The organism is Pedobacter superstes, assembly GCF_037622515.1.
Taxonomy (GTDB): Bacteria; Bacteroidota; Bacteroidia; order Sphingobacteriales; family Sphingobacteriaceae; genus Paradesertivirga; species Paradesertivirga superstes.
Window position 1 is genome coordinate 458,379 of the sequence record NZ_JBBJCN010000004.1, and the last position, 25,618, is coordinate 483,996.

The following is a 25,618-nucleotide window of genomic DNA, read 5'->3' on the forward strand; positions in this document are numbered from 1 at the left end:
TGTTGATCACATTCTTATTACTGCAACATTCTATTTTTAAAATAAAGCTATTTGTGTAAACTAAATTGTGTACCCTTTGGACAATAAGTGCAAACTTTTACGCTTATATTTAGGCATATAATTCTGACGTAAATGGTTTGAATTCCGGCTTCAATTAAAACAATTTATACATTTCTCTATTTTACTATACCGAATGAGTAATTCTTCAAGTACCACCCTTAATTTAAAAACTCTCCCCGATACAGTTTCTGATGGAATAAATGTTTATGATGGTGTCGATTTTAACAATTGGTTTGAAACAGCTTATAACAATACCGGGGAACCCTGGGATTACAGCAAACGGGCAGGCGAATTATATCGGCACATCTATTCAGTTCAGCAAATTCGCGAGTACAATGATGCTCCCGAAGTTTTACTGGAGTTAGGTTGCAGTAAAGGACTAATGACAGAATTGCTAATCCCATCCACTAAAACGATTTATGCTACCGACATATCCTTAACGGCAATAAAAGCCTGCAAGCAAAAGTGTGATCCGATAGCACAAGAAAGCAACTGCAGAATAGAATATTTTGTTACGACGACACCCGGACTTCCTTTTGAGGCAGACAGTTTTGATGTGGTTACAATTTGTGACGGTCTTGCAGGATGGTGGTTGTCTGATGACGAAAAACTAGCAGCATTGGAAGATACTTATCGGGTGCTTAAAAAAGGCGGTATTGCTATTCTTACTGATTGTTTAATGCCCGAAGTTAATAAGGGAGAAGAATTCGGGGCCTATGAGCAATTAATTCGTAAGAGCCCATTATCAGTAGTAAGAATAACTTTCTTATATGACAAGTTATGGTATAAGCTAGAATCTTTATTAAAAAAGACTGGTATGGAAAGTACTTTGCGCAGTATGCTGACTAGCATTCCGCTGGCAAAAGCATTTAATGGCATAGGGCGATTATTTGGCCGAAAAGCAGCTCGTCATATTGTTGTTATACTGCGTAAAGATTAAAGATAGATGATTGATCAATTGGTTAGTTGTGCATCAGGTAAGACAAAAAAACTAAAATATATTATAGCCAGTAATCTTTTTATTTCGCAGAGTCTCCTTTCTCCCCTTGCTCGCGCACGCGTGTCGCGTGTGCTTTATAAATATTCAATTTCTATGAATCCCTTGCCACCTGAATAATCACCTGCGCCTGAATACTGCCAGTACCAGGCTTCAGTTACAACGCCAGCAGTTACCGGACATGACTCGGCATGGTGCACCAATCCAGATTACGGTAACGAAGCTTACTTAGGATATTTCCGACTCAAGGTATAGTGGTATAGATTTAAGCAATAAAGCAACGGAAAATTACCAAAATACACACGCGACACGTGTGCGCCAGCATGAGAGTTTGGTAAACGAAATTTCAACTTTTGATTTATAGTTAAAGCTTCTCTATCTTTAACTATGGCAACTACCGAAAACCTCATCCTGCAAAACGCCAAAGGAAGCATTGGCAAAACCATAGTAGTTAAAAAATACGGCAAGAAAACAGTAATCTGCAAATATCCTGATATGAGCGGGGTTAAGTACAACGACCTCCAAAAACAGGAACAGAGCCGCTTTGCTGAAGCTGTTGCTTATGCCCGTTCTATTATACACGACCCGGTAAAGAAAGCGGAATATCAAAAGAAGCTGCCGAAAGGGAAACGGGTATATAATGCGGCTTTGCAGGAATTCTTAAAGCGTGATACTAGCTCTTAGCTTCGTTTAGCTATAGTGTAGGTGTATCCATCCTACGTTTATCCTACGTATTTCTTACGTATCAGGTAGTACCTAGCTATAGTGACGGCGGTTGGATGTCTTACCCTAATATAGCTCCTATGTTTGATTTCAAATAATAAATTTATTGTCGTTAAGTGAAGGAGCATGAGAGCAGATGAAATAGCTCACAACTTTTGAAGTATGTACGTGTATAGATATTGCCTCACGTTCCCTTGAATCGTCCTCGTTTGCAACGAGGATGAAGCGAGAATAGCGATTGCATCGCTCTTTAAACAATCTCAATTGTTAAAAACCCGACTCTCCTGAATAATTCTTTGCGTTGCTCATCAGATAATCTTCGGCTCTTTCCACAATGTCTGCCTGAATCGGATTGTCGCGCATATACGAAAGCTTTTCTCATATGTCCAAACCAGGCATATCAATTGCATGATTATAATCCCGCCAGATTTATAATGATCTGCCCGACCGCTCCTTCTTGCTGCAAAAGCCAATTATCCATAAGCCACTCCCTCCTGCTTCTGGTGTCGTGAGCACAGCGTTCGCTAATGTTTTTGATGTATGCTTCTAAAATCCCGCAGGAAATCTGATATTCGATGCGGTTCTTCGCATCTCCCAGCGAAATGATGATGCTTGATGGTCTTCCAAATTTATAAATTCATATTGGATGAGAATAAAACGGGCGAAAAATTCGCAGACCTCGTTGCATCCCCGTTGCAAACGAGGACGATTAGGGCTTTTTTCTGATATCAACTTTAAGCTGTTCCTCGGCGATATCAATCATCGTGTCCAGCGCCTTGACCTTAAGCTCTGCCTCGGCAAGAGCTGCTTTAAGGGCCTTTACTTCATCGCTTTCTTTGTCCCTGGCTGGTTTACCAGGTAGCACCTTTATATCTGCCTGTCTAACCGGTATCAACTGCAATCTGACTTAAAGAAAGAAGCAACGGGGACACACTGCAAATACAGCTTGGGCTAGAACGGATACTTGTACTTCCAGGCATCTTGTACCTTAGTCTAAGTCACAAGTACCCCACTCACAGACAACGCTGCATTTTTGCACGAAAAACCAGTATCCGATTATCTAAAAACATTCAGTAGGTCAGACACAAGTACCCAGCCCCCAAGTCAGCGTTGCATACTTGCGCCAAACCAGGGCGAAGACTGAAAAATAGAGGCCGGAACCAACGATCCTTAATTTGGTCTTCTGAAATGATGATTGTAGTTTTTGTATGCAGGACCTTTCAATTTCTGCTGTTCATTGCCACCAGTGGTCACTAAGCTCTGTTCTACATTTGAAGTAGCTCTCCCCGGCTGACGGTTCTTATATGCCGGCCCCTGGAGTGTTTCTACAGAGGTGGCCGACTGTATTTTTGTTGGCACCGCTCTGTGCATCCAATGTTTAAAATTTTTATATTCCGGACCTTTCAGATCACTTTGTTTTACTTCGCTTTTGTCTTGTGCCAACGCACCAAATGAAACGACAAACAATCCTAAAATTAATGTTGCCTTTTTCATGACTGTTTTTTTATTGTTCATAAACAAATCTACAGTCGATGACAGGGCTTTGGTAATATGTGAATTTACCCTATTTGTATCCGTATTTATACGGATGGTGTTGAATTAACGAATTAGATTAAGTTTATTTCAGTGGCTTTTTTAATGAGCTCGGCAGTGTTTTTCACTTCAAGCTTTTTAAGAATATTAGTGCGATGGGTTTCTATTGTGCGTGAACTCACAAACAACTTGGCAGCGATTTCTTTCGTGGTCAAGCCCTTAGAAATTAGTCCCAACACCTCGGTCTCTTTCTTTGATAAAACATTTTCACTGACGCTTTGGGCAGACATAAAGTTTATCATTTTTTCAGAAATTTCAGCGCTAAAATACTTCTTTCCTTTGTATACAGTTCTAATTGCGAAGATCAGTTCAGATTCATCGGTATTCTTTAACAGGTACCCGTAAGCGCCCATCCTGGCACATTTTGCAATATAATTACCGGCACTGTGCATGGAAATCACAATAGGTCTTATTTTAGCGTTTAAGTTTTTTAATTCTTTTAAAACCTGAAAACCGTCCATTTCTGGCATGGTAAGATCCAGCAAAACAATATCCGCATCAACCTCCTCTTTTATTACGTTCATAAACTCAAAACCATCAGCAACACTTTTAACAATCTTAATGTCGTCATGCTTTTTAAGTAACTCTACAAGCCCATTTCTAAAAAGCTCATGGTCATCAGCAATTATTAACTTGATCTCATTCATAGTTCAATGGGTAGTTCAATTTCGAAAGTTGTATTTCCGGGTAAAGCATTAATCGTAATTTTACCATTGCAAATGTCTACCCGCTCTTTAATGTTTGTGATTCCAGAACCTAGTTTAACAGTGTTAACATCAAAACCAGAACCATCATCAAAATAGAAAAGTGAAATAAACTCATCAAATTCTGAAAGTGTAATTCGGATGTTTTTAGCCTTAGAGTGTTTCAGTGAGTTATTTATTAGCTCCTGGCTTATTCTAAAGAGGTTGATCCCTTGATGATCAGAAATATTAGAGTTCTCTTGTTTGGTTAAATCTTCATATTCGATGTTTATACTGGTTGATTTTTTTAAGTTTTCGATGTAGTTTGTTAGTGTTACGCCAATTCCAAAATCATCTATTGAAGCAGGCATTAATGCGTTCGACATTGACCTTATCTCGGAAATGGTCTCATCCACTATTTTTTTCATTTCAGTTTTCTTCAACTCATTTTCGACGTTATTTTCGATATAATACTTCAAAGAAGTTAAATACGGGCCCAAACCATCATGAAGCTCTCTCGAAAGTCGGCGCCTTTCGTTTTCCAAACCACTCACCAACAGACGCTTTGCCATTATTCTGGTATTATCTTCTTTGTTTTTAAAATCGATGAGCTTATTTCTCATCGTTAGAAGACTTTTTCCAAGGACGTCATTGGCACTGCTAGGTTCATAATTTGTTTTTAGATCCATATTGCCGATTGCCTCAGAAAATTTTACAGCACCTTGTAAAGAAGCTTTCAGGTTCGATAGCGCATCGAACATTTCTTTTATTTCACTTGAACTTCTTTTGTATTCGATGCTTTGATTGTAGTCGCCTTTAGCCATAACTCTCAGGCTATTTCGCATATTCTTTATCGGATCAATAATAATTCGTGTTAGGAAAAGTGATAGCGTAACAGCAACCAAAAAAATGATAAGAGTTAAGCTCATAAGCCTTAACTTCAATTTTTCTAAAGGCTTCGTAACCTCACTTACATCAATTTCAGAGAGAATGACCAACTTTAGATTTGAAATTTGAATAAGACTGTAGACACTATAAACCGGAATACCTCTGTAATCCTTAAAAATATCTCTCCCATTGATCCCTTTTAACGCACTGATTACCCCCTGCGTTTTTACAATAATATCATAAGGTTTTTTATTCGAAAAAAAACGAGATTCAGAACGCATTCGAAAATCATCGCCAACAAGATAGGTCTCTCCACTCTCGCCCATACCGGTTCGTTCCAAAAGAATTTTTTGAATATTGCTGTAATCTATAACTTTGATCTTTCTGCCTTTTTGGGTATTTAAAATAAAACCTATAGTTGGTTTTTTATCCTTATGATAAGGAGTAAAATCATGGATTCCACTGATCATTTTTATACTGTCCGGAAGCACGAAAGTAGCACTATCAATATTTTCGCTATACCCCTCAGATGATTCAAGACTTTCCCATTCCGCCTTTATTAGATTTTCTATCTGAATACTTTCAAGGGTTTCGATTGAATTTAACTGCATTAAAATACGATCGTTCAAAACACTTGAAAACTGTTCATAAAACGAAAAAGACAACAAAGCGATCACCAATACGATCAAACTATTGATCATAATTAGTATTAGTGTTTTTATGTTCATTAAAATCTTATTAAAAACAGGTGGTCTAATAAACCTATTACTGATCGTTTACTATAATGAGCTTTTCGAACGCGTAATTATACGGATTTGCAATGTGTAAAACGACATCGCTAACTGGATATTTCGGACTAAGCTGTCCCTGTAATCATCCTCGTTTGCAACGAGGATGAAGCGAGAACAGCGATTGCATAGCTCTTTAAACAATCCAAGCCGGGCTCTCCTGAATAATCTCTCGCGTTGCTCATCAGATAATCTTCGGCTCTTTCCACAATGCCTGCCCGAACCGGATTATCATGCGTATACGCAAACTTTTCTCTTACGTCCAAACCAGACAAATCAATTGCATGATTATCATCCCGCCAGATTTTATAATGATCTGCCCGACCGCTCCTTCTTGCTGCAAAAGCCAACTTATCCATAAGCCACTCCCTCCTGCTTCTGGTGTCGTGAGCACAGCGTTCGCTAATGTTTTTGATGTATGCTTTTAAAATCCCGCAGGAAATCTGATATTCGATGCGGTTCTTCGCATCTCTCCAGCGAAATGATGATGCTTGAGGGTCTTCCAAATTTATAAATTCATTTTGGATGAGAATAAAACGGGCGAAAAATTCGCAGACCTCGTTGCATCCTCGTTGCAAACGAGGACGATTAGGGGGTAAACGATTAGGACCTGTCCTAATCACAGGTCTCGTGTGGCAGAAATCAGCCTCAAAAATATTATGAAATTTTAAACAACTTCTAGTATTGATAACCACCGTAGCAAATTAACATTTAGTCTTTATCTAAGATTTCACAGTGCTTTTACCACGTAATAAATTAAAAAGAGAAACCAAATCCAATGCACCACTACTTCCGGGGGTATAAATGTCCTTGTAGCCAGGTTCGTTAGCCAATTCTTCGTCAGAAACAACTCTGAAGCTCATTGACCAGCCCGGAAATAATCGTTTATCCGCCTGTCCATCTTTCAACATAGTCACATGCCTGTGTCTGTCGTCGGCACAAATTGCTTTATAAAGCAATTTTACCTGCTCTTCGTCTCCCTCGAGCAATTGCAGGAATTTATTGTCGAAATACAGGAGCATACCTGTAATATCCAAGCTGTTGTTTCGATGACGCGATTGAGTCAAAAGAGACTTCAGGTCTGATTCGCTCATTGGATTTATTGCTTCACTGCGGTATATAAGAAAATACATAAAACAAAGAATTACACCTCTATAGATAAAATCTTTAGCTATATTAAGACATTAGATCCGCTAAATGAATATAAATTTTCGTCAAAATGTTTTGGTCAGGCCTATTTGTTTGCAGCTGAATAGAAAAGAGCCTGGAGTATCTGTTAAGAATCTGGGCAAATAAACGACCAATCCCCTTGGATCGTCCTCGTTTGCAACGAGGATGAAGCGAGAATAGCGATTGCCAACGCGTACAGATGAAATGATAAAATAGATTCTGAGATTGTTCTTCTGACAGGCATAGTGGATTAAAGGTACAAGAAAGTTTTGTCTACCGCAGACTCTCTGAAGGAGGAGATTCTGCGGGGAAGGAAAGGGCGAAGTAATGCTAGTTTGTAGAGTATTGAAAAGAAATTATACCTTAGCTATTATATTTCTAGCATTTACGTGACCAGCTTTTGTCTGAGGAATAAAATACTATTCCTAAAGGGCCTTGTATCTCTGATGTTTCTTTTATTTAATTTGGCTGCACAGGCTGAGATATTCATCGTCAGCACAACCGATGATGCAGGTGTCGGTTCTATGCGGGAGGCATTGAATAGAGCATCGGCTAATGGCAACAGCGAAGTTGACGTAATCCAATTCAATCTACCGGGAATTCTCCCTGAGCAGCATACAATTAAAATCCTTTCAGATTTTCCTATTATAAGTTCAAGTGTAATCATTGATGCGTCTTCGCAAGCCGGGTCTCACGCTTCTGTAAACGGCGCAAAAGTGATAATTGACGGGAGCGACTATTTGTATATACCCTGGGGAAATCAGGCAATATTCAAAGTCGGGGATATTGCAAGGGTTGAAATGTATGGACTTGTTATCCGCAATTTCAATAAGGAAACTACTTTTACTACCGTATCCGTTCCCGCGATTAATGTTACAGGCAACGCCACAGAGGTCGTATTCGGCGCACCGGGTAAAGGAAATGTTTTCTATAACGTTGGTGGGATTCATGTGAGCGGCTCGATACAAAACCTTGTTGCTCAAAGTAACTACTTTGGTATAAAAGAGAATGGCATCGACATCGCTACGGGTATATTAACATGGTCTTACTTAGTACGTGTTTACAATGCTATATTGGGCGGTCATAGCCCGGCTGAAGGCAACCTTTTTTATGGAAAAATGGAGTTCTACGTTTCTGCTGTTGGCAGCTTAGTCACTCAAAATATATTTTATTTAATCAAGAACAATATTTTTACTGCAAACATACAAGAAGAGAGGCCCGGTGTAACGGTAGCAAGGAATACAATTTATACTCACATCTCCGTAGATGCGAATTTTAATCATCCCGGAATCTCTGATATCGAAGTAACTGAAAACGTTTTCGGTTCGTCATTAACACTGGCAGGCTTTGATAACGCAAACATCAGGATTACCAAAAACTTCTTTGGAACTTCCCGCGATAAAACCAAGCAACTTCCTTTTCAAAGCCATGCCCTATATCTTTCTCACATTAATGGAAGGGTATTAATTGGAGGCACCAACAACTCAGAAGGTAATATTATCACTAATACTAACAGTGATATCTACTTTGAAAGATTTGAAGGCGCGGTTGCTGCAAAAAACGTTAATAAGCTCGAACTAAGTCATAACTCATTTTATTGCAATCCGAATATCCCATTCCTGTATTATAACACAGGCCCATTTAATAAGCCTCTGGACATATTCCTGGATGAAAAAACGGAAACCTATGTAGCTGGCAGAACAAAAGCCGGAGCGAAGGTTGAATTATATTACACCGATCCGGAGTGCACAAATTGTCAGCCCAAACGATATTTCACTACAGTATATGCCGATGCTGCTGGTAACTGGAAGTATACCGGCACCATGGAGAATGGTTACTCTGTTATGGCATCTGCAACACTAAACCAGGTGTCCTCGGAGTTTTCTGACCCTCGAATCTACATGTTCTCGTCACCACAGAGCAGTTTTAAGGTTACACCTCAAACATGCGATTCGCCAAATGGAAAAATTGAGGGCACGTTTACTGTAAATGCAAAAAAGGTGGAATGGTTGAATGAAGCAGGAAACGTCATAAGCACAAACCATGATATCTCCCAACTTGCGGCGGGCAAATATAGAATGAAGGCCGAGCAGTTTGGTTGTATAATATATTCTCAGTGGGTGCAGGTTGATGACAGTAGGCCTTCCATTACCTCAAATTTAATGAAGTTTATAAATCCGGCGTGCGGAAATGGAGGCTCTATTTTAGATGTTTATCCATGGCGGTATTCCAGTTTATATTGGCTTGATACTAATGGCAATGAAATAAGCAGGGAACGGGAATTGAAAAATGTTCCGGCCGGCTCCTATACCCTACGACTTATCAACTCCAGCGGTTGTTCAAAGGATTTCGGACCGTATACACTGATAAATTCTGAAGGACCAGGCGTTGACGATAAACAAGTTCATATAACTAATGCAAGCTGCGACCTTGCAAATGGATCCATCTCGGGACTGGTCGTTAATGGCACGGGAACTATATCTTACAAATGGTACAACAAAACCGGCACACTCATAGGATCTACGAAAGACATCAGCAACCTGCCTAAGGGTGCTTATAAATTAAAAGTTACTGACCAAAGCAGTTGCGGCGTAACAGAATCATCAGAATTCAATATCGAAGATCCAAGCATGATCGAAATAAACGAATCGAATTCCATAGTCGCCCCTTCTGCTTGCAATGTAAATACTGGTTCTGTTAAAGGTCTGATGGTCTCGGGCATAAATACCTACCAATGGCTGGATGAAAATTCGCAGGTCGTAGGAACTCAGCTCGAATTGAGCGGGGTTTCCGCGGGCACTTACCGTCTGAAAGTAAATAATGTGTTTGGATGTACAAAAACCAGCAGCGCTTTTACTGTTAAATTTAATACCGTTACTTATAGCGACTATACAACCATGGTAAGCAATGCCAGTTGTGGTCTTGATAACGGTTCGATAGACATAGATTTTGGCCCGTCAACCAGGCCTGCATACATCAAAGTTATCGATCAAAACCAACACCTTATAGCAAGCACATCCCAGGCAACAGGTTTAAAGCCGGGAATTTACCAGATTTTCTTTGTAAACGACTCGGGATGCGAAACACTGTTTAAGGAAGTTATAGTTGGCCGGCTACTCCCTCTGGAAATTATTACCGACTTTCTTAGTATAAACCCCGATAATTGTGGTCAGGGGAAAGGAAGTATAAACGGGATAAGAGTTACGGGAGGGAAAGCCCCTTATCACTATAAATGGAATCAAGTAAGTACATCATCAAGTTTTACTTCATTAGATTTAACTGGCTTAAAGGCTGGAACGTATCAGTTAACAGTGATTGACCAGGCAGGTTGTGAAATGACAGCGCCCCCCGTATCCATCACTAACACGGGTGTGTCCGTGAGTCCCCCTCAACTTAATACAATCAACACTTGTCCCGGAAGCATTATCTATTTCAAAGTTGCGAATCTGGAAAACGCAAGTTCCTACTTCCTATACGAGGGTAATGATCTTAAACCGCTGGAGCAGAACACCACCGGCCAGTTTACTGTTGTTGCGAAGCCACAAACGACTTACTTCCTCTCCCGGAAACTTGGTGATTGCGAAAGTGAAAAAATAGCCGTACCCTTAGAGTTTGGTGATTTCGAACCCGATATTCCCAACACCTTTACACCCAATGCCGACGGCATTAATGACGTTTGGGAAGTTAAAAGTCTTGAAAAGTATCCAGGCTGCGCAGTTTCAATATATAATAGAAACGGTAGCCTGGTGTACAAAGCCCTTGCTTACAAGGCGTTCGATGGAACCAGGAATGGCCAGCCATTACCAGCCGGAACGTATTATTATGTAATCAGCCTAAATGGTGATTGCAAAACGCTTTCCGGAGACTTAACTATCTTAAGGTAATCAATCATATGCAGCGGCTATTGCCAAGAAATAAATGAAAATTTTCTATCCGGATCATCCGTACCTGTTTATCTCCCCTGCTATGCAGCCAATCGCAAATATGCAGCTAAAGGTTTGAGCGCTGAGTACTTGTGCCTTCCAAGCATCTTGTACTTTAGTCTAAGTCACAAGTACGCCACTCACGGTCCACGCTGCATACTTGGAGACTCCTGTCCATTGTTGAATCCGTAGAGACGCTAACGCTTAACCCTCCAGACATAGGGCCTTCTTTATTGTAGAATTTATAATTACGACTCATCGGTAGATAAGATCCAAGATAAGAATTATCATTTATTTAAAAGGTCCGAGCTGCAAGCTCGAACCAGCAAGCGACGCTACGACCAGTACGGGGCGCGAGGACCGGTGATATAAGGTTAAGCGATAAAGCTAGGAAAATTTAGCAAAATGCACACGCGACACCCGTGCGCCAGCATTCGGGAATAGGGGGAAATCTCTATTTTAAGATGAAAGCTATCAATTTGAATATAAAAGTGACGATACCGATACCCACCATCCACTTCCAAGTATTTGGACCTGCAAACGGCTCCCTTTCTTTATTAACTTTTATATAATAACCACCAGCGATGAGAAAAAGCGGAAGTATTAAAGAAAAGATATAGCCCATTTATAGAAAATAAAACGCAATATAAGGATAGTTTACAAAATGCACACGCGACACGCGTGCGCCAGCATGAGGTAGACGAATTTACAAAATTCTTTTATTGGAATTACTTGGAAGTTTTCTCTGGCTTAAGCTTACGCGAAGACTGTGCAGAAGCCTAGCTTAATGCCGATTATAAAAAGAAGCTTGTAGCTTCGAAGAACATCATCGTAGGAAGTTACAAACTTCCTTTTTATTGGCTAAGCTTAAGTTACCCGAGCTGAAGGCAGCACCTGAAACTTAAGCCAGAAACAATAAATTTAAGCCAGTGAGGGAGTTATCTAATGTAGAGGAGCAAGATTAGCATAGGCATATTTTTCCAATAGTGGCCTCACTGTATTCCAGTGCTGCAGCAAAAAGCTTACATGCTCAAACGATGACTGCTTATAGGCAAATCTTATAGCGTCACTATTTAAAGAGCTATAAGAAATTTGCTGAAAAGCCTCTTCGACTTCCTGTAATGTGTTAACACAGATTGTAGGAATATCTTGTAATATGTTTGTTTCCGGCTTGCTTTGAAAAATGGTATGCATTGTCGCAAATATAATGTGCTGTCTTATTCCTGGTGGCGGATGAGAAAGTCTTTTCAAGTCAGTTTCTTTTGGTGTAGAGGCGCCAAAAAGGCGAAATAAAGAATATACAGCGAACAGCCAAATCCTCAATGAAGTACTCAAATCGTTATAAAAGAATGAGATTTGCTCCTTTATCAATGAGGTGTTTCTTGTTATAAAAAGGATATCCTGCATGGCAATGTTTACTGCGAAACAATCTGCATCCATTTCCAATGTCTGAGATATTAATGGTTCTATTCTTTTTAAATCATTATTATTTTCACTGTATAGTAATTCTACTAGGGTGCAAGCTTTAGTGGAATCAATATAGAAATCCAGATGCCCATAAATGATATGAGCGTATTCATGTAGAAACAAAAACTTCATTGCTAAAGAGGATAGAAGCTGCGCTAAGTAGAACCTCTTGATATCTTTCGGAGTAATTTTTTCTGAAGGTTCTTTTGCCGAAAAAAGAATATCTACGTCAGTAATCTGAGGATTAAAGATTTTGTTTCCTTCCGATTCTTTAGAACAATCCCCAAAATCTGTTAAAACATGTCTATTCGAAAGCATTCTGAAGAATATATCATTAAGCAAGAAGAATGTACCGATGTTAATCCCTATGAAATATTTGTCAGCATTTTTTGTAACGGCTGCATTCAAAACTCCATTATCAATGAAAGCGATAAAAACATCAGGGAGTTTTGCGTTCCCTTTTTGTAAATTTTGAATCACAAGTTGCGAGCCATTAATTATATTATTCAATAGCTCAGGTTTAATCAATACTGTGGGATCAAAATAGCCTCCTGATTCTTTAAATATTGAGTCAAATTCGGCTTGTAGACTTATTGAAGAATTCATTGAAGATTTCTACGTGACTCTTGCAAATTGGAATTAATGGCTTTAATGACTTGCTTGCAAGTGGGCTCTTTAAATCTACCCAAAATAATCTCAGGATTATTCTCCTTAGCACGATAGATAAGATGAACATGGCTTGGCATGATACACCAGCAAAGTAATTCCATCCCAAGGTTTGCTCTGCAATATTTAAGGCTTTCAAGTATAGTATTATTGTATTGCGGACGAACACTACCTGCCCGTACCTGCAGGCGGGCATCAATCCAGTTTACAGTAGCGAAGCTTACAAAGTATAGCCCTTCTTTATTTAGGAATTTATATTTCCGACTCAAGGTGTGAATAGGTTTAGAAGATAAAGCTAAGAAAATTTAGGAGATGCACACGCGACACGCGTGCGCCAGCATGGGGGATTATCTGTATAGTAGCGCCAGGAAAATTATGGGCTGAAGAGTCTGATTGAGATAATTAATTGGAACCGTTGTTTGTCTAAGGCACAAGTACACCACCCACAGGTCAACACTGCATACTTGCGCCAAACTGGGGCACTAATTTTTCAACATTGCGTGCTCAAACCTATTTTTAATTAGGTTATCTTAGCTTCCTTGTCGCTTTAAAATGTTCACACACATCAATCGGTCAAGATTCTGCTTTCTTTTGAATATCCTGTTTCTGATAACTCTGTTGGCATCAGCCAAATGCCTGTTAGGACAGACCAAACCTGCTGGCGCGACCTTCCCCCAAAAAGAGATATCCTACCCTTTTACTATGTTGTCTTCGGGTCTCGATACTTTCAATCGTCGCTTCCCAACAGAAAAAATTTTTCTGCAAACAGATAAATCTTCTTATGCAATTGGAGACACCCTTTGGTTTAAGTCTTACTTACTCAGCGGCTATTCCCTCGGATACAGCAAGCAAAGCGGAATTTTATACCTTGAGCTTGTTAATGAACAATCAATTATTGCAAAACGCATTTCTGTGCCAGTTGCTCTGGGAATTTCATGGGGACAAATAGTGCTCTCAGAAAAGGATTTCCCCGAGGGATTATATATTCTGAGAGCATATACGAACTGGATGCAGAATTTCGGTGAGGAAGCCTTTTTCAAGAAAAACGTTTTTATCAATAGCCTTTCGGCAGACCACTGGATTGTGAATCAGTCGAATTCAATGGATGTGAAGGACGGCGAAGAACGGATCGGCTTGTCCTTAAAGTTTAAAAAAGCAGGAACACAAACTCCCGCCTACACCCAATTCAAATGGCAACTAACAAATGGCGATAAAATTCTGAAAAAAGGCCTGTATGAGACACTCAACCCTCGCCTCGAAACCAAAATAAGTTTAGGAGAAGATGTAAAAGGTCCTCTCTTTATTGAAGCAACAGAAAGCAAGGCTCCTGCAAAGAGCATTCGCTTCCCTTTAGTGTTCAATGGCTCCAGCACCCCGGATATTCAGTTTATGCCTGAAAGCGGTTATCTTATATCCGGACTTCCATGTAAGGTTGCGTTTCGGGCTGTGGATAGCTGGGGTAAAGGAATAAATGTAAGCGGCGTGGTTAGGAATACAAAAAACGAGGATATAACCGAATTTAAAAGTACCCATAAAGGAATGGGCAGCTTTATGTTGAGTCCGGGCGACGGCGAAAGATATACGGCATCAATCACTTTACCCAATGGCACCACCAGTATCTATTCTTTGCCACCAGCCAGAACTTCGGGCACCTTGATACAAATTCGAAATGATGCCGGAGCTGATTCCATTCGAATATATATTCTCTTCAGTAAAGATCTTTTAAATGCGAAAACATATAAGCTTGGGGGATTTTCCCGCGGGAAAATGACATACAATTGTTTTTTTAATGCCACATCCCAGAGGCTTACATTAAGAATTCCCAAAAAACTTTTTGCCACAGGAATCTCGCATTTTACCTTGTTCGACGAAAAAGATACTCCGCTCAATGAGCGCATTACTTTTATTAATCACAAAGACCTTTTAAATATTGAAATTGATTCCGTTAAAAACCCGAACCACACCCGGGACAGTATTCCTGTAAAATTCCGTGTTACCGATATCAGTGGACAAATGGTGCCGGGTAGTTTTTCAATGTCTGTTACTGACGATTCACAGATACTGGCCGACTCAGTTCAAAATAATATACTCAGCCAGTTTTATTTGCAATCTGATTTACGAAGCACTGTTGAAGACGCCGGATGGTATTTCAACGGCGCGAAAGAAGCCGATGATGCAATAGATTTAGTGATGCTAAGCCATGGTTGGACCGCTTACAAATGGAAGGATATACTCAATCCTAATATTCAACCTGCTTTCGCCCCGGAATTAGCCTTTCAGGTTAAAGGCAAGGTGACAAATATAGTTAACAAACCAGTTGGAGGAACCCGTGTTTCGCTGCTTGCGATGGGTAAATATAGCCTTGCCCAAGACACAATAACAGATGCACGCGGACGGTTTGTATTTGACAAGCTTCCGTCTATGGACACCGTGAAATTCATTGTTCAGGCCCGTAATCCCAGGGGTAAAAGCTTCAATATTGGCCTTGAACTGGATGAATTTCACGGCCCGGCAAGTACTGAGTATCCGCAACCCGTGTACCTGCCATGGTTTGTCAATAGTCGGAAAACTTCTCTGCATGAGGTTGAAAACAAAGAAAAAATCAAGTCTGAATTGGTTAAACTCAGAGGCAGTAATATACTGCAGGAGGTTGTAATAAAGGGAACGAGAAAAGTAGAAGACGTAAAGGTTGAATACAGTTTTGGCGACAAAGAAGTAATGAATGCGGGAGACATTAACATTATAGATTTTCTTGCAAAGAATATAAAAGGCTTCAGAACAGCACATACGCCAGGCATCATAACCGGTGCTCAGTACAAAGCGTTTGAAACTAATAGTGCCCGAATAATCTTTAGTATTGATAATGTTTCGTTAGGCTCCCTATATACCCCTATTCAAGGCTTTGATGCTCCCTTCGAACGTTATGATTTTATCAGCTCTGCGTTAACGGAAATAAAAGTTTCGGATGTCCTTAGCGTCGATGTCGGTAAAACTTTTTTTCGTAACGGTATATATTTCGTGACTGTGGCCATTAAAACGCGTTCGGGTAATGGTTTATCGCTTAAAAGAACTCCTGGCATATCTGTCTACCGGCCTTTGCCTCTGACTTATCCCAAAGAGTTTTATAAGCCCAGATATGCCTTGCCCGCTAGTAATTCTTCACTCTCTGACCTTCGCTCTACATTACATTGGGAACCTAACCTCATAACTGATGAATCAGGCTCTAATTCATCTCACTTTTATTCGTCGGATAAAACTGGTTTCTATACCGTGATAATCCAGGGAACTGATTTGAAAGGTAAATTTGGCTTTGCCTCTTATAAAATTCTGGTCGAAAAATAAAAAAGTTCCTAAAACCTGTCAGGAGACGATACTCATAAAGCTAAACTAACATATAGGTGGCGACGCCAAGTACAGCTCAAGCGGACGCTTGCGCTAGAGGAGTGGTTGCCAGAATTATTTATTACTCTTCATCACTTCTCCTCTCCTATTCTATACTTCCAATACCAGTTATTTCGGGGGTGTTTATTGTTAATGGCCTCAATGAGCTCCCGCTGGTCGGTTATTCGGGTTGCTTATTGTTTTTTAAAGGTTCCCTTAATCGTCCTCGTTTGAAACGAGGATAATTGAGAACAGCGATTGTATCGCTCGAACCAGCACGCACCTTATGCAAAACGCTTATGCTCGCGGTAGCTGGGTAAATGGTGCCAGGAAACTCTATATTTGTCTACATATGGGTTACGCAAAAGAAAGAGGAAAGTTAGAAAAGCTATCAACAAAGGTAAGTGGCTTAAAAAATTACGATGATAAAAGTCTGACTATTATCACCGATATATTTGAGCAATATTCTCATACTGTTAGAATATTAAAAAATAAAAACCCTGAAGCTTTTAATGGACTGTACCAAAACGAATTACAACAGGTAAAGCTTGTTAAAAAGTCGCTTAAACTTAGTGAAGAAGCGGACCGCCAGGATAATTTTATCAGATATAGGGATTCATTATTGGCTGCGTTGAACAGTGCTATCGCGATAACAAAGGAAACTGCATAAAAGCCCGAAGAGTACTCAAGATTTGTTGCTTAGCGCATTTTCTCTGCTATCGCAGGCGTGTCGTGCCTGTTAGCGAAATGCACACGCGACATGCGTGCGCCAGCATGGGGGTAGCCGGGGTTACCTACTAATCACAGTCATGCAACAACTTCATCAAAAAAGGCGTCGTTTCTGCATCCGCCTCACTTTTAACAGTGGTCTCCAGGTTTCCGAAAATATCCTTTGAATTTTTGATTGAGATAATCTCACGACCATCCTTCGTAACGCTTTTATTCTCGTTGCCAAAGATATCTCTGGAAGACTTTAGGGTGAACGATCCTCTCTTTTCATCACGAATCGTGATTATATCGTTGCCGAAGATATCTCTGGATTTCTTAATAGATTGTATATTCTGGCCATCCGGTGCGGTTATGCTCTTTGTTGTATCACCGAAAATATCAGTAGAAGTTTTTATCGTAACGGTTCCTTTATCCCGGTCGTTGATTTTGACCACGTCGTTTCCAAAAATATCTTTCGATTTTTTAATTGTCCGTATAGTAGCCCCGTCTGGCCCCGTAGTTGTCTTTATTTTGTCTCCAAAGATATCCGTTGAATGCCGTGTCTCGGAGATCTTAACCCCTCTCTCATTTTTGTATGTTACAATGGTATCGCCAAATATATTTACAGCTTTGGTGATGGTATAGGATTGAGCAAAAGCTGCTGATCCAAAATATAAAAGGCATATGGAAAGAAATAACTTAATGTTAGAAATCATAATCTGGTGTGTGTGTACTTAAAGATATCTACTTTTCCCGAAATTTCCAATTGACAAAGAACCCTTGCCAAGCTAGAAAAAGTTAGGAAGTTGCACACGCGGCACGCGTGGGCCAGCATGGGGCATTACATCTGAACCTTTGTACTTTTCGATTGATGCACAAGCTGATGTAAGGAAAGCTGCGGATAGAGAAATGTAAAGCAGTTTAGTTTTCAAACTCTTTTAATTGATTACTTAACAAAATCTTCCATCTTAATTGTTCTTCCGTTTTTATACCATGTTCAGTTTCGTTATCAAACGTGTCCTGCCAGGCCTCCAGTTCCTCTAAATAAATTGTGAAAAGCTTTTGTGCATCACGAGGGAACATTGGACCCTTTTGCTGAATGACCTTTCTTATCTTCCGGGCAAAGAGCTCGGTAATATCAAAGTGTAATTGCTCATGCTCAAGCGTATAATCATCCGCTCGTTGGGGATAATAGTATGAAATGTGTGATAAGAATTGAGCGACAGCGGTGTAAGTTACTTTTCCATTCCAAATATTTACCTTCATAGGCAACACCTTAACTTCCGAAGAAGTTGTAGCCGCGGTATCACCTTTCATTGACTTTTCTTTAAAGTCATTCCATGTTAATCTCCGCTCTGAACTCCAAGAAAAAACCTGCGAATATGAGCTTATAGACGTCATGTACAGCAGGACGAATAAACTCAGCCGCAAAAACAACCGGCAAATAATATTTCTTGAATTTGATGACAAGGATGAAAGTTTGGTAGACGAAAGTTACAAACTTTCTTCTATTGGCAAAGCTTAAGTTACCCAAGCTCAGGCAGCAGCTGAAACTTAAGCCAGTGAGGGAGGTAATCAACCGACTAGAAACATAATCAGAATAAGCAATTTTTAAGAGTCGTAAAAAAGTTTTGCTTTTGATGCTTAAGATCGACGAACACTGATATTGGATTCTTAGCTCGTTGAAGTTCTTCTTTTGCGATTCGAGACCGTTCGTTCTTATATAACCAGGCTGCCGACCCAGCTATAATTGGAAGTATAGACATTTGATTGACAACAATTGGGGCTGACAAGCTTGTTACGAGCCAACTTTTTCGAGCAATTTCAGCCTGCCTTCCAATTTCTTTCCATTCTGCATCCGCAGTCTTTACTTCTTCAATGAAGCTATCTTTAAAATCTCGGATTTTTGATTCGCTTATATCTTCCGTCTTTAATGTATTTAACTCTGTGTAGATCCGCTTAAGTTGTTTCCTCACCCCAGCTAGTCTATCCTCCTTTCTTAGGTTGAGAGCAAAATTCACATCTACATTATTTAAAAAATTCATCGGAATCTTTGAGTACACATGATTAGCTTTTGTCCAGAAATCATTGTTTCCGACCTTCTGTAGTTGCGACCAATTCATGGTGGATGGTGTATAAATAGCGCCACCAGTCTTTTCAGAAATTAACAAAATTGATTCTAGCGGACCTCCTCCCTTCGTAGGCATAATCATTCCTGAATTTAATTTAAAATTCAATTTATCGTATAATGGATTTCTGTAATCATTTGCACTTTTTATCGCTTCGGCCATCTCTACAGCATCTTCATGGGAAAATTTTGGCTGTTCCATTTCCATCAGCGACTTATATATAAAGTCTGTATTTTTGTTCCGAAAGGTGAAAGTTAAAGATTCGGCAAGGTTCATTAACACTTCCCCTTTGCTAGAATTGAATATTTCCTTTTTATCGTAACCTTGGAATCTTTCGAACGCTTGCTTGTCGACCTTTTCTCTTAACTCTAGATCATAATCATATGGATTAACGATAAGTTTGACAATTCCCGCCTTAACCCATTTTTGAATAACAATATAAAAATATAGGGAATCCATAAAATCCGGCAACCAATATTTAGCGTTTCTTCCAGGGTTCATATTCGGATTAGTAACCGCCGGATTCTGCAACGGGTGGAAAACTATAATCTTATCTGAATACATCGAAAAACGAGCAATTTCATCTATAATTTTGCTCCCCTTAATCGCTCCGTAATGAATACTTGAAAAGTCTAGCTTCAATGTCTCGAGTTCCTGCATATAATCTACTCCTCTGGGAAATAGTTCTGCGAAAATTCGGTATGTACGTTTAACCTTGAGAAGACTAATACTTCTTGAAATATCATCCCAGCTTTTAGACTTACGGATATTAAAAAGTTCGTCCAATGCATCAAAAAATGCTTCATTTTTAGTATCAAAGTAATCTTTTTCCATAATTAGTTCTTTTCCCCTTTAGTTCGTGCCCCGAACCTAACTTAGCCAGTGAGCGACCATACCTGGTAAAACTTGCCTATTTGAATTATTTAGGAACTGTTATATTACCAAGGCGACTTTACATCGCTTAAATCATTTGGAACCCCTCTATTACTAAACTCCGAATATTGCGCAAAAGCCACCATATTAACATTCTTCTTCCAGCGAATCTCTATATTGTTACCTATATACATCAAGACAGATTTATTCAATTGGGTATGCGATCCTTCCGCCTCAACTTCTTGCCTAATAGCAGCGTCAACATTTAAATCGATAACAGACACGTAGATATGATTATTTTCATCTATCTCTTCCAATGAATACTTATTTATCTGGTCATTCTCCAAGCGCTTGCATATTATGGCGGGTAGCGATTCTTTTTCCAAAATATAAAAAGTGGCATTCATTAAAGCTCTGTTGTAATCAGTAAATGAGATTAAAGGAATAGAGTTATAATGTGATTGGGAAAGCCCTTTAATACTGGCATAATGGATATGATAGTTTAGGTCTATGCCAAAATTAATTATGATATATTTTTCTGAGTCTAAGGATAAGCTGTCTATTGCCGCATATAAATCATTCGTTTTTAACAGGTACGAATGATTTGCTTTCATAAAAAAAGTTTCAGAAATAGATTTCCGGATTCGCTCTGACTGCCTGCTAGCTAAAAATGTATCGAAATTAGTATGATGCACATCCTGATTATCTGAAAGGGCACTCTTTTCAGCAACCATAGTAATACTTGGCACAAACCAGCTATTAGTTTCACCGTCTAAATCTTGTTTTAAAGTTTGTTGGTATGGCTGAAGCGTTTCGCTGATAATATTTTTCGTACCGTCAAAGAAGGCCTGCCTCTTTTTATTTGATATAGGTTGATTTTGCTCCACGTCCTCGAACGCCTGAACCAGGTTTTGCTTTAGAGCTTTGATGAATTCATTAGGAGCTACTTTATTCTTGTCCGCAAACCACTGGTCATTCATAAACCCCAAACCAACTCCTTCTAATGTTTCTTTTTCACCTAGAAGTTCGTTGACCAGAAATTGGAAATGATCAATATTGTCAATCCACAACCTTTTTTCACTTTGTTGTGTCGGTATTTGTGGCATTACAAGTGGCTCGATATAAACCATGTAGGGAACGATTATATACTGCCGCAAGAAAAGAAGGGCAGAATATTTACATATCCAATACTTTACAACTCCCTCCCCCTGAATTCCTTCTGACTCGGGGAAATTATATCTTGTTGTGATGAATGGAAAGTTGTAGTCGTAAGGATCCCGAAATTTAAAGTAAATATTAAAAACTTGATTCATCGATAATGGTAAAAGGTCATAAGATGGCGGCGTACTTGTTGTATATCTAAATATGCGCTTGAGACTATTAAGCCTATTTTTATACAACAATAGCCCGCCCAGAGCGTGATTATATTCCAAGAACCTAGCTCTCTCCTCCTCTCGTTTACTAACCTCATTTTGATTCTGAACTATTATGTCTTCTCCAACCGTTATCAGGTCCCGGTGAACCGCTTTTAATTCATATATAAAATACTGATGAACTACACCCCAATACTGCATTACCATATCATCACGTTCATGCCTTACAGCCATAACTAACCCGTGCCACATCCAAGAGTACGTGTTCTCATGTATTTTGCACTCGTCGTGTTCACCTAGTAACCATACCCCTCCTAAGCTCCTATGCTCTAAATAGATAAACCGTTCATCTCTTGAAAAAATTAACTCTTGTACCGTTTTGTAAACCATCTGATAATATACATCGGGATACAGGACGGGTACACCTTTAGAATTTGCGCGTACTTCACGAAATTTCTTATAAATAAATTCCGAGGCTGTTTTGGCAACCACAGTATCTTGTTTTTTTATCGAGAGATGTAAGATATCAGATATGGCTTGAAAATAAATGTGTTCCTCTTTTTCAGGCTGTCGATTGAAATACTGGACAACCTGATTAGTTGAATAATAAGTCATTATCTTTTTGACAAAAAGCAAAAAGTAAATAACCAGCAAAATGGTGGAGATAATTAATAGTGAAACAAATATGTACATCGCAATGCTCGGCACAACGAAGGGAAGGAAGGGTAAGTTTAGGGCGATATATAAAACAACTCCGATTAAAGAGGTTGCCAGAAAGAACCTAAAGTACTTCCACTCGCTCTCTTTTTTGAATAAATCTATAACAATCAAGGATGAGTATTTTTCATCGAGTCTTGAAACAACTTCGAGCAAAATTGGATAAGCAACGCCCAACAAGGCAGCGATAAACGTTATACATATTTCCGGTATATTCATGATTCAAATTAAGGTCGCGATATCTTTTTACTAGTTCACGTGTATATTAAATGCGATCACATAGTTTATAAATCTATATTTTTAAACTGGCAAATTGCATATCGAAATTAAAAACAGGTGTAGTGAACCTCTTTAGCTAAGCTCAAGAATTAATACCTGTCCATGACATTACTCTACCCACAAAAGCGTCTGCCTTCTGCACTGCTTGAACACTTAACGAAAGGCACAGCGTCAGCACCTACTAAGATGCGCATTCATTTCCTAAACCTGATTGCAGTGTATACCGGCCTTTGCGATTAAGGCCTGCAGGCGTATGAACGTAAAGCAGGGCCACAGCACCTACGAAGACCATCAGTGCCTTTTCCACACCCTAAAAAACCCTAACCCTTCCTCTTCACCCCTCTTACCGCCTCTGCTTCGAGCGGGTTTTCGGGCCATGAATGTTTGGGGTATCGGCGTTTGAGTTCTTTGCGGACTTCGAAATAGGTGTTTTGCCAGAAGCTGCGAAGGTCGGTGGTGACTTGCACGGGTTTGTAGCCGGGAGAGAGCAGGTGGATGACTACGGTTTGGGTTCCGCCGTTTATGCTGGGTGTATCGAGCATGCCGAATAGTTCTTGCAAGCGGACGGCCAGGATGGGTGCTTCGCCGTAGGGGGAATAGCTGAGCGGGATGCTGGAGCCGCTGGGTACGGTGATGGCGGCCGGGGCGAGCTGGCTGAGCTGCTGCTGTTGTTCGTATGTGAGGGAATGCTGCAGTATGTGGCTGAGCTTGATTTTTTTGAAATCCTCACCTTTGGTGAGAGCCTGCACTGAGCCTGTCGAAGTGGCCTTGCGGAGTTGGTCGTAATATGGGCCGAGCCAGGTTTTGTTGCTGGCGAGCAGGGCATCGGTGCTTACGTCGGGCCAGGATTGTTCGGGGTTCCAATGGCGGAGGCTGAGTACGCGGTTCTGCCAGGTTTGTACGTCGGGGTTGAAATCGAGCAGGTTTTGGCCTTCGGCCTTGATGGTATTAGAAATGACTTCGTCGAGCTGTTGTTTGTCGGGTGCTGCGAGCGGACGGGATTGCAGCACGATGCTTCCGATACGGAGATCGCTGGTAGCGAGCAGTTGTTGTTTGCGGATGTCCCAGCGGATGTTCTCGGTTTCTTTGGCGAGGTGTGTGAGATCCTTTGGGTTGAGGGGGGCGGCGATGAAGATCTTCCCCTGCCCTTTCTGGGCGTCGAGCAGGGCGATGGAGAGCCAGGGCTCGTGTGCGAGATCGTCGTCGCGATTGATGGTGGCGGTTTGGCCGTTGGCGAGCTGGAAGAGGCCGTTTTTGGCATCTTTGGCGGAGGCGATGCGCTCGGGATAGGCGTAGGCGAGCAGGAGGCCGGCGTGGTAGGCGTCGGCTGTGGAATTATCGGCGGCGATCTGGAAGAGCCTGCGGTAGGCGGAGGCGGTTTTCTCGATTTTCTCCCATTGGCGGTCGCGGCGCTGTTCTGCCCGGTAACGACGAAGTTGTTCGATGCGGAGGTTGAGGTCGGCACCTGTGAGGGCGCGGTCGAGCGGGTCGCGTTCTTCGAGCAGGGCGGCGATGTCGGTGGCGAGGGGCAATTTATTTAGCTCCTGCGCGGTGATGAGCATGTTGGCGAGCCGCGGGTGAAGCGGCAGCCGGTGGATCTTTTTACCGTGTCCGGTCATCCTATCGCCTTCGATAGCGCCGAGGGCTGTGAGAAGTTCTCTGGCGCTGTTGAGGGCTGTGGCTGGCGGATTATTGAGCCAGCAGAGTGTATTTGGATCGCTGATTCCCCATTCGAGGAGATCGAGCAAGAGCGGCGTAAGGTCGCTGTCAAGGATTTCGGGTGTGCGATATGGCGCGAGGCGCTGCTGGGTGGCGGCGGACCACATGCGGTAGCAGGTTCCGGTGCTGAGGCGACCGGCACGGCCTGCGCGCTGGTCGGCCGAGTCGATGGAGACTTGTACGGTTTTGAGTGCGGAGAGGCCTGTGCGGGGGTCGAAGGCGGATTTGCGGGTGTAGCCGCTGTCGACCACGATGCGGATGCCCTGGATGGTTAAGCTGGTTTCGGCAATGGAGGTGGCGAGGACGATTTTGCGGCGACCATGCGGGTCGGGCATTAGGGCGGCTTGTTGTTCGGCGTGGCTAAGTTGTCCGTACAGCGGGTGGATGGCAAAGCTGCTTAATGTGCGCTTAAGGATCTCGGCGCATTTGCGGATCTCGCCCTGACCGGGAAGAAAAACGAGGGTGTCTCCCTCCTGCTCTTTTGTGGCACGGGCGATGGTTTTGCTGCAGAGGTCGGGCAGGTGTTCGATGTGCTGCTCGCCGGTGTAGATCACCTCGACCGGGTACATTTTGCCTTTGCTTTCGACTACGGGAGCTTTAAGCATCTCGGCCAATTGCGGCACATCCAGCGTGGCGGACATGATTAAAATTCGGAGATCGGGCCGGAGCACATCCTGTACCTCGCGACTAAGCGCCAGGGCAATGTCGGCATGGATGCTGCGTTCGTGAAACTCGTCGAAGATGATGAGGCCGACGTCTTCCAGGGCGTTGTCGCTGTGAAGCATGCGGGTAAGGATGCCTTCGGTTACGACTTCTATCTTAGTGTTTCTGGATATTTTGTTCTCGAAACGGATGCGGTAGCCGACGGTGTCTCCGGCTTGCTCATTTAACAGATCGGCCATTCGATGAGCGATGGTGGAAGCGGCAAGGCGGCGGGGTTCGAGAAGGATGATTTTTTTGTTGGCGAGCCAGGGTTCTTGCATTAATGCTAATGGAAGGATTGTGCTTTTTCCGGCGCCTGGAGGGGCGGTGATGATAAGGGTATTGTGGGCGTTGAGCTGACGCTGAACATCGGAGATTATTTCTGTAACTGGGAGCTTGAGTTGGTATGGATCGAAGGTGGTCATTGTTGGGTGTAAAGATAGGGAGATAGCGTTATTGCTGCGGGATAAAAGACGATTGTCTTTGCCGCTCATAGCCGCGGCGAGGCCTAGTCCTTTTGGCTTGAGCCCAAAAGGACCAAAAACCCAAGGCAACAACGAAGCTTCAGCCGCACGGGGCAAAACTCCTGGCCGCCGTTCTTGCCAGCCCAGCGCTTCTGTGTTCTACATTTGATAATTTTCGCTGCGAAGACGTTGACTTGCAGGGTCTCTACTCTAGACGAATACAGGAAACCAGAGCAAAAAGGTATTCTCTAATTATAAATAATCCTCTTTGCCGCTCATAGCCGCGGCTTGGCCTAGTCCTTTTTAAACATACGA

The 25,618-nt window shown here is 41.4% G+C and carries 18 protein-coding genes; 5 read left to right on the forward strand and 13 right to left on the reverse strand.

The annotated features are described in order from the left end of the window. Window positions 1-193: 193 nt before the first annotated feature. Both WG906_RS13960 and WG906_RS13965 read left to right on the forward strand, forming a co-directional pair. Window positions 194-1,000, forward strand: coding sequence for a class I SAM-dependent methyltransferase (locus WG906_RS13960; protein WP_339993337.1), 807 nt, complete (start codon window positions 194-196; stop codon window positions 998-1,000). 444 nt (window positions 1,001-1,444) lie between these two features. Next, on the forward strand, window positions 1,445-1,741 hold the full coding sequence (locus WG906_RS13965; protein ID WP_339993338.1) for a hypothetical protein: 297 nt from the start codon (window positions 1,445-1,447) through the stop codon (window positions 1,739-1,741). Window positions 1,742-2,489: 748 nt separating this feature from the next. Here WG906_RS13965 and WG906_RS13970 read toward each other — a convergent pair. From WG906_RS13970 to WG906_RS13995, 6 genes are all read right to left on the reverse strand, one after another. Next, on the reverse strand, window positions 2,490-2,675 hold the full coding sequence (locus WG906_RS13970; protein WP_339993339.1) for a hypothetical protein: 186 nt from the start codon (window positions 2,673-2,675) through the stop codon (window positions 2,490-2,492). Window positions 2,676-2,950: 275 nt separating this feature from the next. Next, the gene (locus WG906_RS13975) at window positions 2,951-3,274 is read right to left on the reverse strand and encodes a hypothetical protein (protein ID WP_339993340.1); all 324 of its coding nucleotides are present in this window, start codon (window positions 3,272-3,274) and stop codon (window positions 2,951-2,953) included. A 113-nt stretch (window positions 3,275-3,387) separates the two neighbouring features. Beyond that, entirely contained in the window at window positions 3,388-4,020 is a 633-nt protein-coding gene (locus WG906_RS13980) for a response regulator (RefSeq protein WP_339993341.1), read from the reverse strand. After that, window positions 4,017-5,672: a sensor histidine kinase gene (locus WG906_RS13985; RefSeq protein ID WP_339993343.1), complete on the reverse strand. Its 1,656-nt coding sequence runs from the start codon at window positions 5,670-5,672 to the stop codon at window positions 4,017-4,019. The genes WG906_RS13980 and WG906_RS13985 overlap by 4 nt, the downstream gene beginning before the upstream one ends. 128 nt (window positions 5,673-5,800) lie before the next feature. Continuing rightward, the gene (locus WG906_RS13990; RefSeq protein ID WP_339993344.1) at window positions 5,801-6,238 is read right to left on the reverse strand and encodes a hypothetical protein; all 438 of its coding nucleotides are present in this window, start codon (window positions 6,236-6,238) and stop codon (window positions 5,801-5,803) included. A 216-nt stretch (window positions 6,239-6,454) separates the two neighbouring features. Continuing rightward, window positions 6,455-6,865, reverse strand: coding sequence for a BLUF domain-containing protein (locus WG906_RS13995; RefSeq protein WP_339993345.1), 411 nt, complete (start codon window positions 6,863-6,865; stop codon window positions 6,455-6,457). Between the two features lie 501 nt (window positions 6,866-7,366). Between WG906_RS13995 and WG906_RS14000 the strand changes: the two genes are divergently transcribed. Next, the gene (locus WG906_RS14000; protein WP_339993346.1) at window positions 7,367-10,786 is read left to right on the forward strand and encodes a T9SS type B sorting domain-containing protein; all 3,420 of its coding nucleotides are present in this window, start codon (window positions 7,367-7,369) and stop codon (window positions 10,784-10,786) included. A gap of 981 nt (window positions 10,787-11,767) precedes the next feature. Here WG906_RS14000 and WG906_RS14005 read toward each other — a convergent pair. Both WG906_RS14005 and WG906_RS14010 read right to left on the reverse strand, forming a co-directional pair. Next, complete coding sequence (locus tag WG906_RS14005) at window positions 11,768-12,898, reverse strand: hypothetical protein (protein ID WP_339993347.1); 1,131 nt, start codon at window positions 12,896-12,898, stop codon at window positions 11,768-11,770. After that, window positions 12,895-13,227, reverse strand: coding sequence for a hypothetical protein (locus WG906_RS14010; RefSeq protein WP_339993348.1), 333 nt, complete (start codon window positions 13,225-13,227; stop codon window positions 12,895-12,897). Before WG906_RS14010 ends, WG906_RS14005 begins: the two co-directional genes overlap by 4 nt. Window positions 13,228-13,510: 283 nt before the next feature. On the opposite strand from WG906_RS14010, the gene WG906_RS14015 reads away from it, so the two are divergent. Then, on the forward strand, window positions 13,511-16,300 hold the full coding sequence (locus WG906_RS14015) for a peptidase associated/transthyretin-like domain-containing protein (RefSeq protein WP_339993349.1): 2,790 nt from the start codon (window positions 13,511-13,513) through the stop codon (window positions 16,298-16,300). Between the two features lie 391 nt (window positions 16,301-16,691). After that, window positions 16,692-17,009, forward strand: coding sequence for a hypothetical protein (locus tag WG906_RS14020; RefSeq protein WP_339993351.1), 318 nt, complete (start codon window positions 16,692-16,694; stop codon window positions 17,007-17,009). 127 nt (window positions 17,010-17,136) lie between these two features. On the opposite strand, the gene WG906_RS14025 is transcribed toward WG906_RS14020, so the two are convergent. From WG906_RS14025 to hrpB, 5 genes are all read right to left on the reverse strand, one after another. Beyond that, a complete protein-coding gene (locus tag WG906_RS14025; protein ID WP_339993352.1) occupies window positions 17,137-17,763 on the reverse strand; it encodes a hypothetical protein in 627 nt (208 codons plus the stop codon). A gap of 205 nt (window positions 17,764-17,968) precedes the next feature. Beyond that, window positions 17,969-18,364, reverse strand: a complete 396-nt coding sequence (locus WG906_RS14030) for a DUF922 domain-containing protein (RefSeq protein ID WP_339993353.1) — start codon at window positions 18,362-18,364, stop codon at window positions 17,969-17,971. Between the two features lie 278 nt (window positions 18,365-18,642). Further along, the gene (locus WG906_RS14035; protein ID WP_339993354.1) at window positions 18,643-20,010 is read right to left on the reverse strand and encodes a hypothetical protein; all 1,368 of its coding nucleotides are present in this window, start codon (window positions 20,008-20,010) and stop codon (window positions 18,643-18,645) included. Window positions 20,011-20,114: 104 nt separating this feature from the next. Further along, window positions 20,115-22,358, reverse strand: coding sequence for a tripartite tricarboxylate transporter TctB family protein (locus tag WG906_RS14040; RefSeq protein ID WP_339993355.1), 2,244 nt, complete (start codon window positions 22,356-22,358; stop codon window positions 20,115-20,117). Window positions 22,359-22,738: 380 nt separating this feature from the next. Then, the gene (gene hrpB / locus WG906_RS14045) at window positions 22,739-25,264 is read right to left on the reverse strand and encodes an ATP-dependent helicase HrpB (RefSeq protein ID WP_339993356.1); all 2,526 of its coding nucleotides are present in this window, start codon (window positions 25,262-25,264) and stop codon (window positions 22,739-22,741) included. Between the last annotated feature and the right edge of the window lie 354 nt (window positions 25,265-25,618).

Bases quoted from the DNA above. Each gene is read 5' to 3' on its own strand.
- WG906_RS13960 (WP_339993337.1), top strand. From the start codon at position 194: ATGAGTAATTCTTCAAGTACCACCCTTAATTTAAAAACTCTCCCCGAT.
- WG906_RS13965 (WP_339993338.1), top strand. From the start codon at position 1,445: ATGGCAACTACCGAAAACCTCATCCTGCAAAACGCCAAAGGAAGCATT.
- WG906_RS13975 (WP_339993340.1), bottom strand. From the start codon at position 3,274: ATGAAAAAGGCAACATTAATTTTAGGATTGTTTGTCGTTTCATTTGGT.
- WG906_RS13980 (WP_339993341.1), bottom strand. From the start codon at position 4,020: ATGAATGAGATCAAGTTAATAATTGCTGATGACCATGAGCTTTTTAGA.
- WG906_RS13985 (WP_339993343.1), bottom strand. From the start codon at position 5,672: ATGAACATAAAAACACTAATACTAATTATGATCAATAGTTTGATCGTA.
- WG906_RS13995 (WP_339993345.1), bottom strand. From the start codon at position 6,865: ATGTATTTTCTTATATACCGCAGTGAAGCAATAAATCCAATGAGCGAA.
- WG906_RS14005 (WP_339993347.1), bottom strand. From the start codon at position 12,898: ATGAATTCTTCAATAAGTCTACAAGCCGAATTTGACTCAATATTTAAA.
- WG906_RS14015 (WP_339993349.1), top strand. From the start codon at position 13,511: ATGTTCACACACATCAATCGGTCAAGATTCTGCTTTCTTTTGAATATC.
- WG906_RS14020 (WP_339993351.1), top strand. From the start codon at position 16,692: ATGGGTTACGCAAAAGAAAGAGGAAAGTTAGAAAAGCTATCAACAAAG.
- WG906_RS14025 (WP_339993352.1), bottom strand. From the start codon at position 17,763: ATGATTTCTAACATTAAGTTATTTCTTTCCATATGCCTTTTATATTTT.
- WG906_RS14030 (WP_339993353.1), bottom strand. From the start codon at position 18,364: ATGAAAGGTGATACCGCGGCTACAACTTCTTCGGAAGTTAAGGTGTTG.
- WG906_RS14035 (WP_339993354.1), bottom strand. From the start codon at position 20,010: ATGGAAAAAGATTACTTTGATACTAAAAATGAAGCATTTTTTGATGCA.
- WG906_RS14040 (WP_339993355.1), bottom strand. From the start codon at position 22,358: ATGAATATACCGGAAATATGTATAACGTTTATCGCTGCCTTGTTGGGC.
- hrpB (WP_339993356.1), bottom strand. From the start codon at position 25,264: ATGACCACCTTCGATCCATACCAACTCAAGCTCCCAGTTACAGAAATA.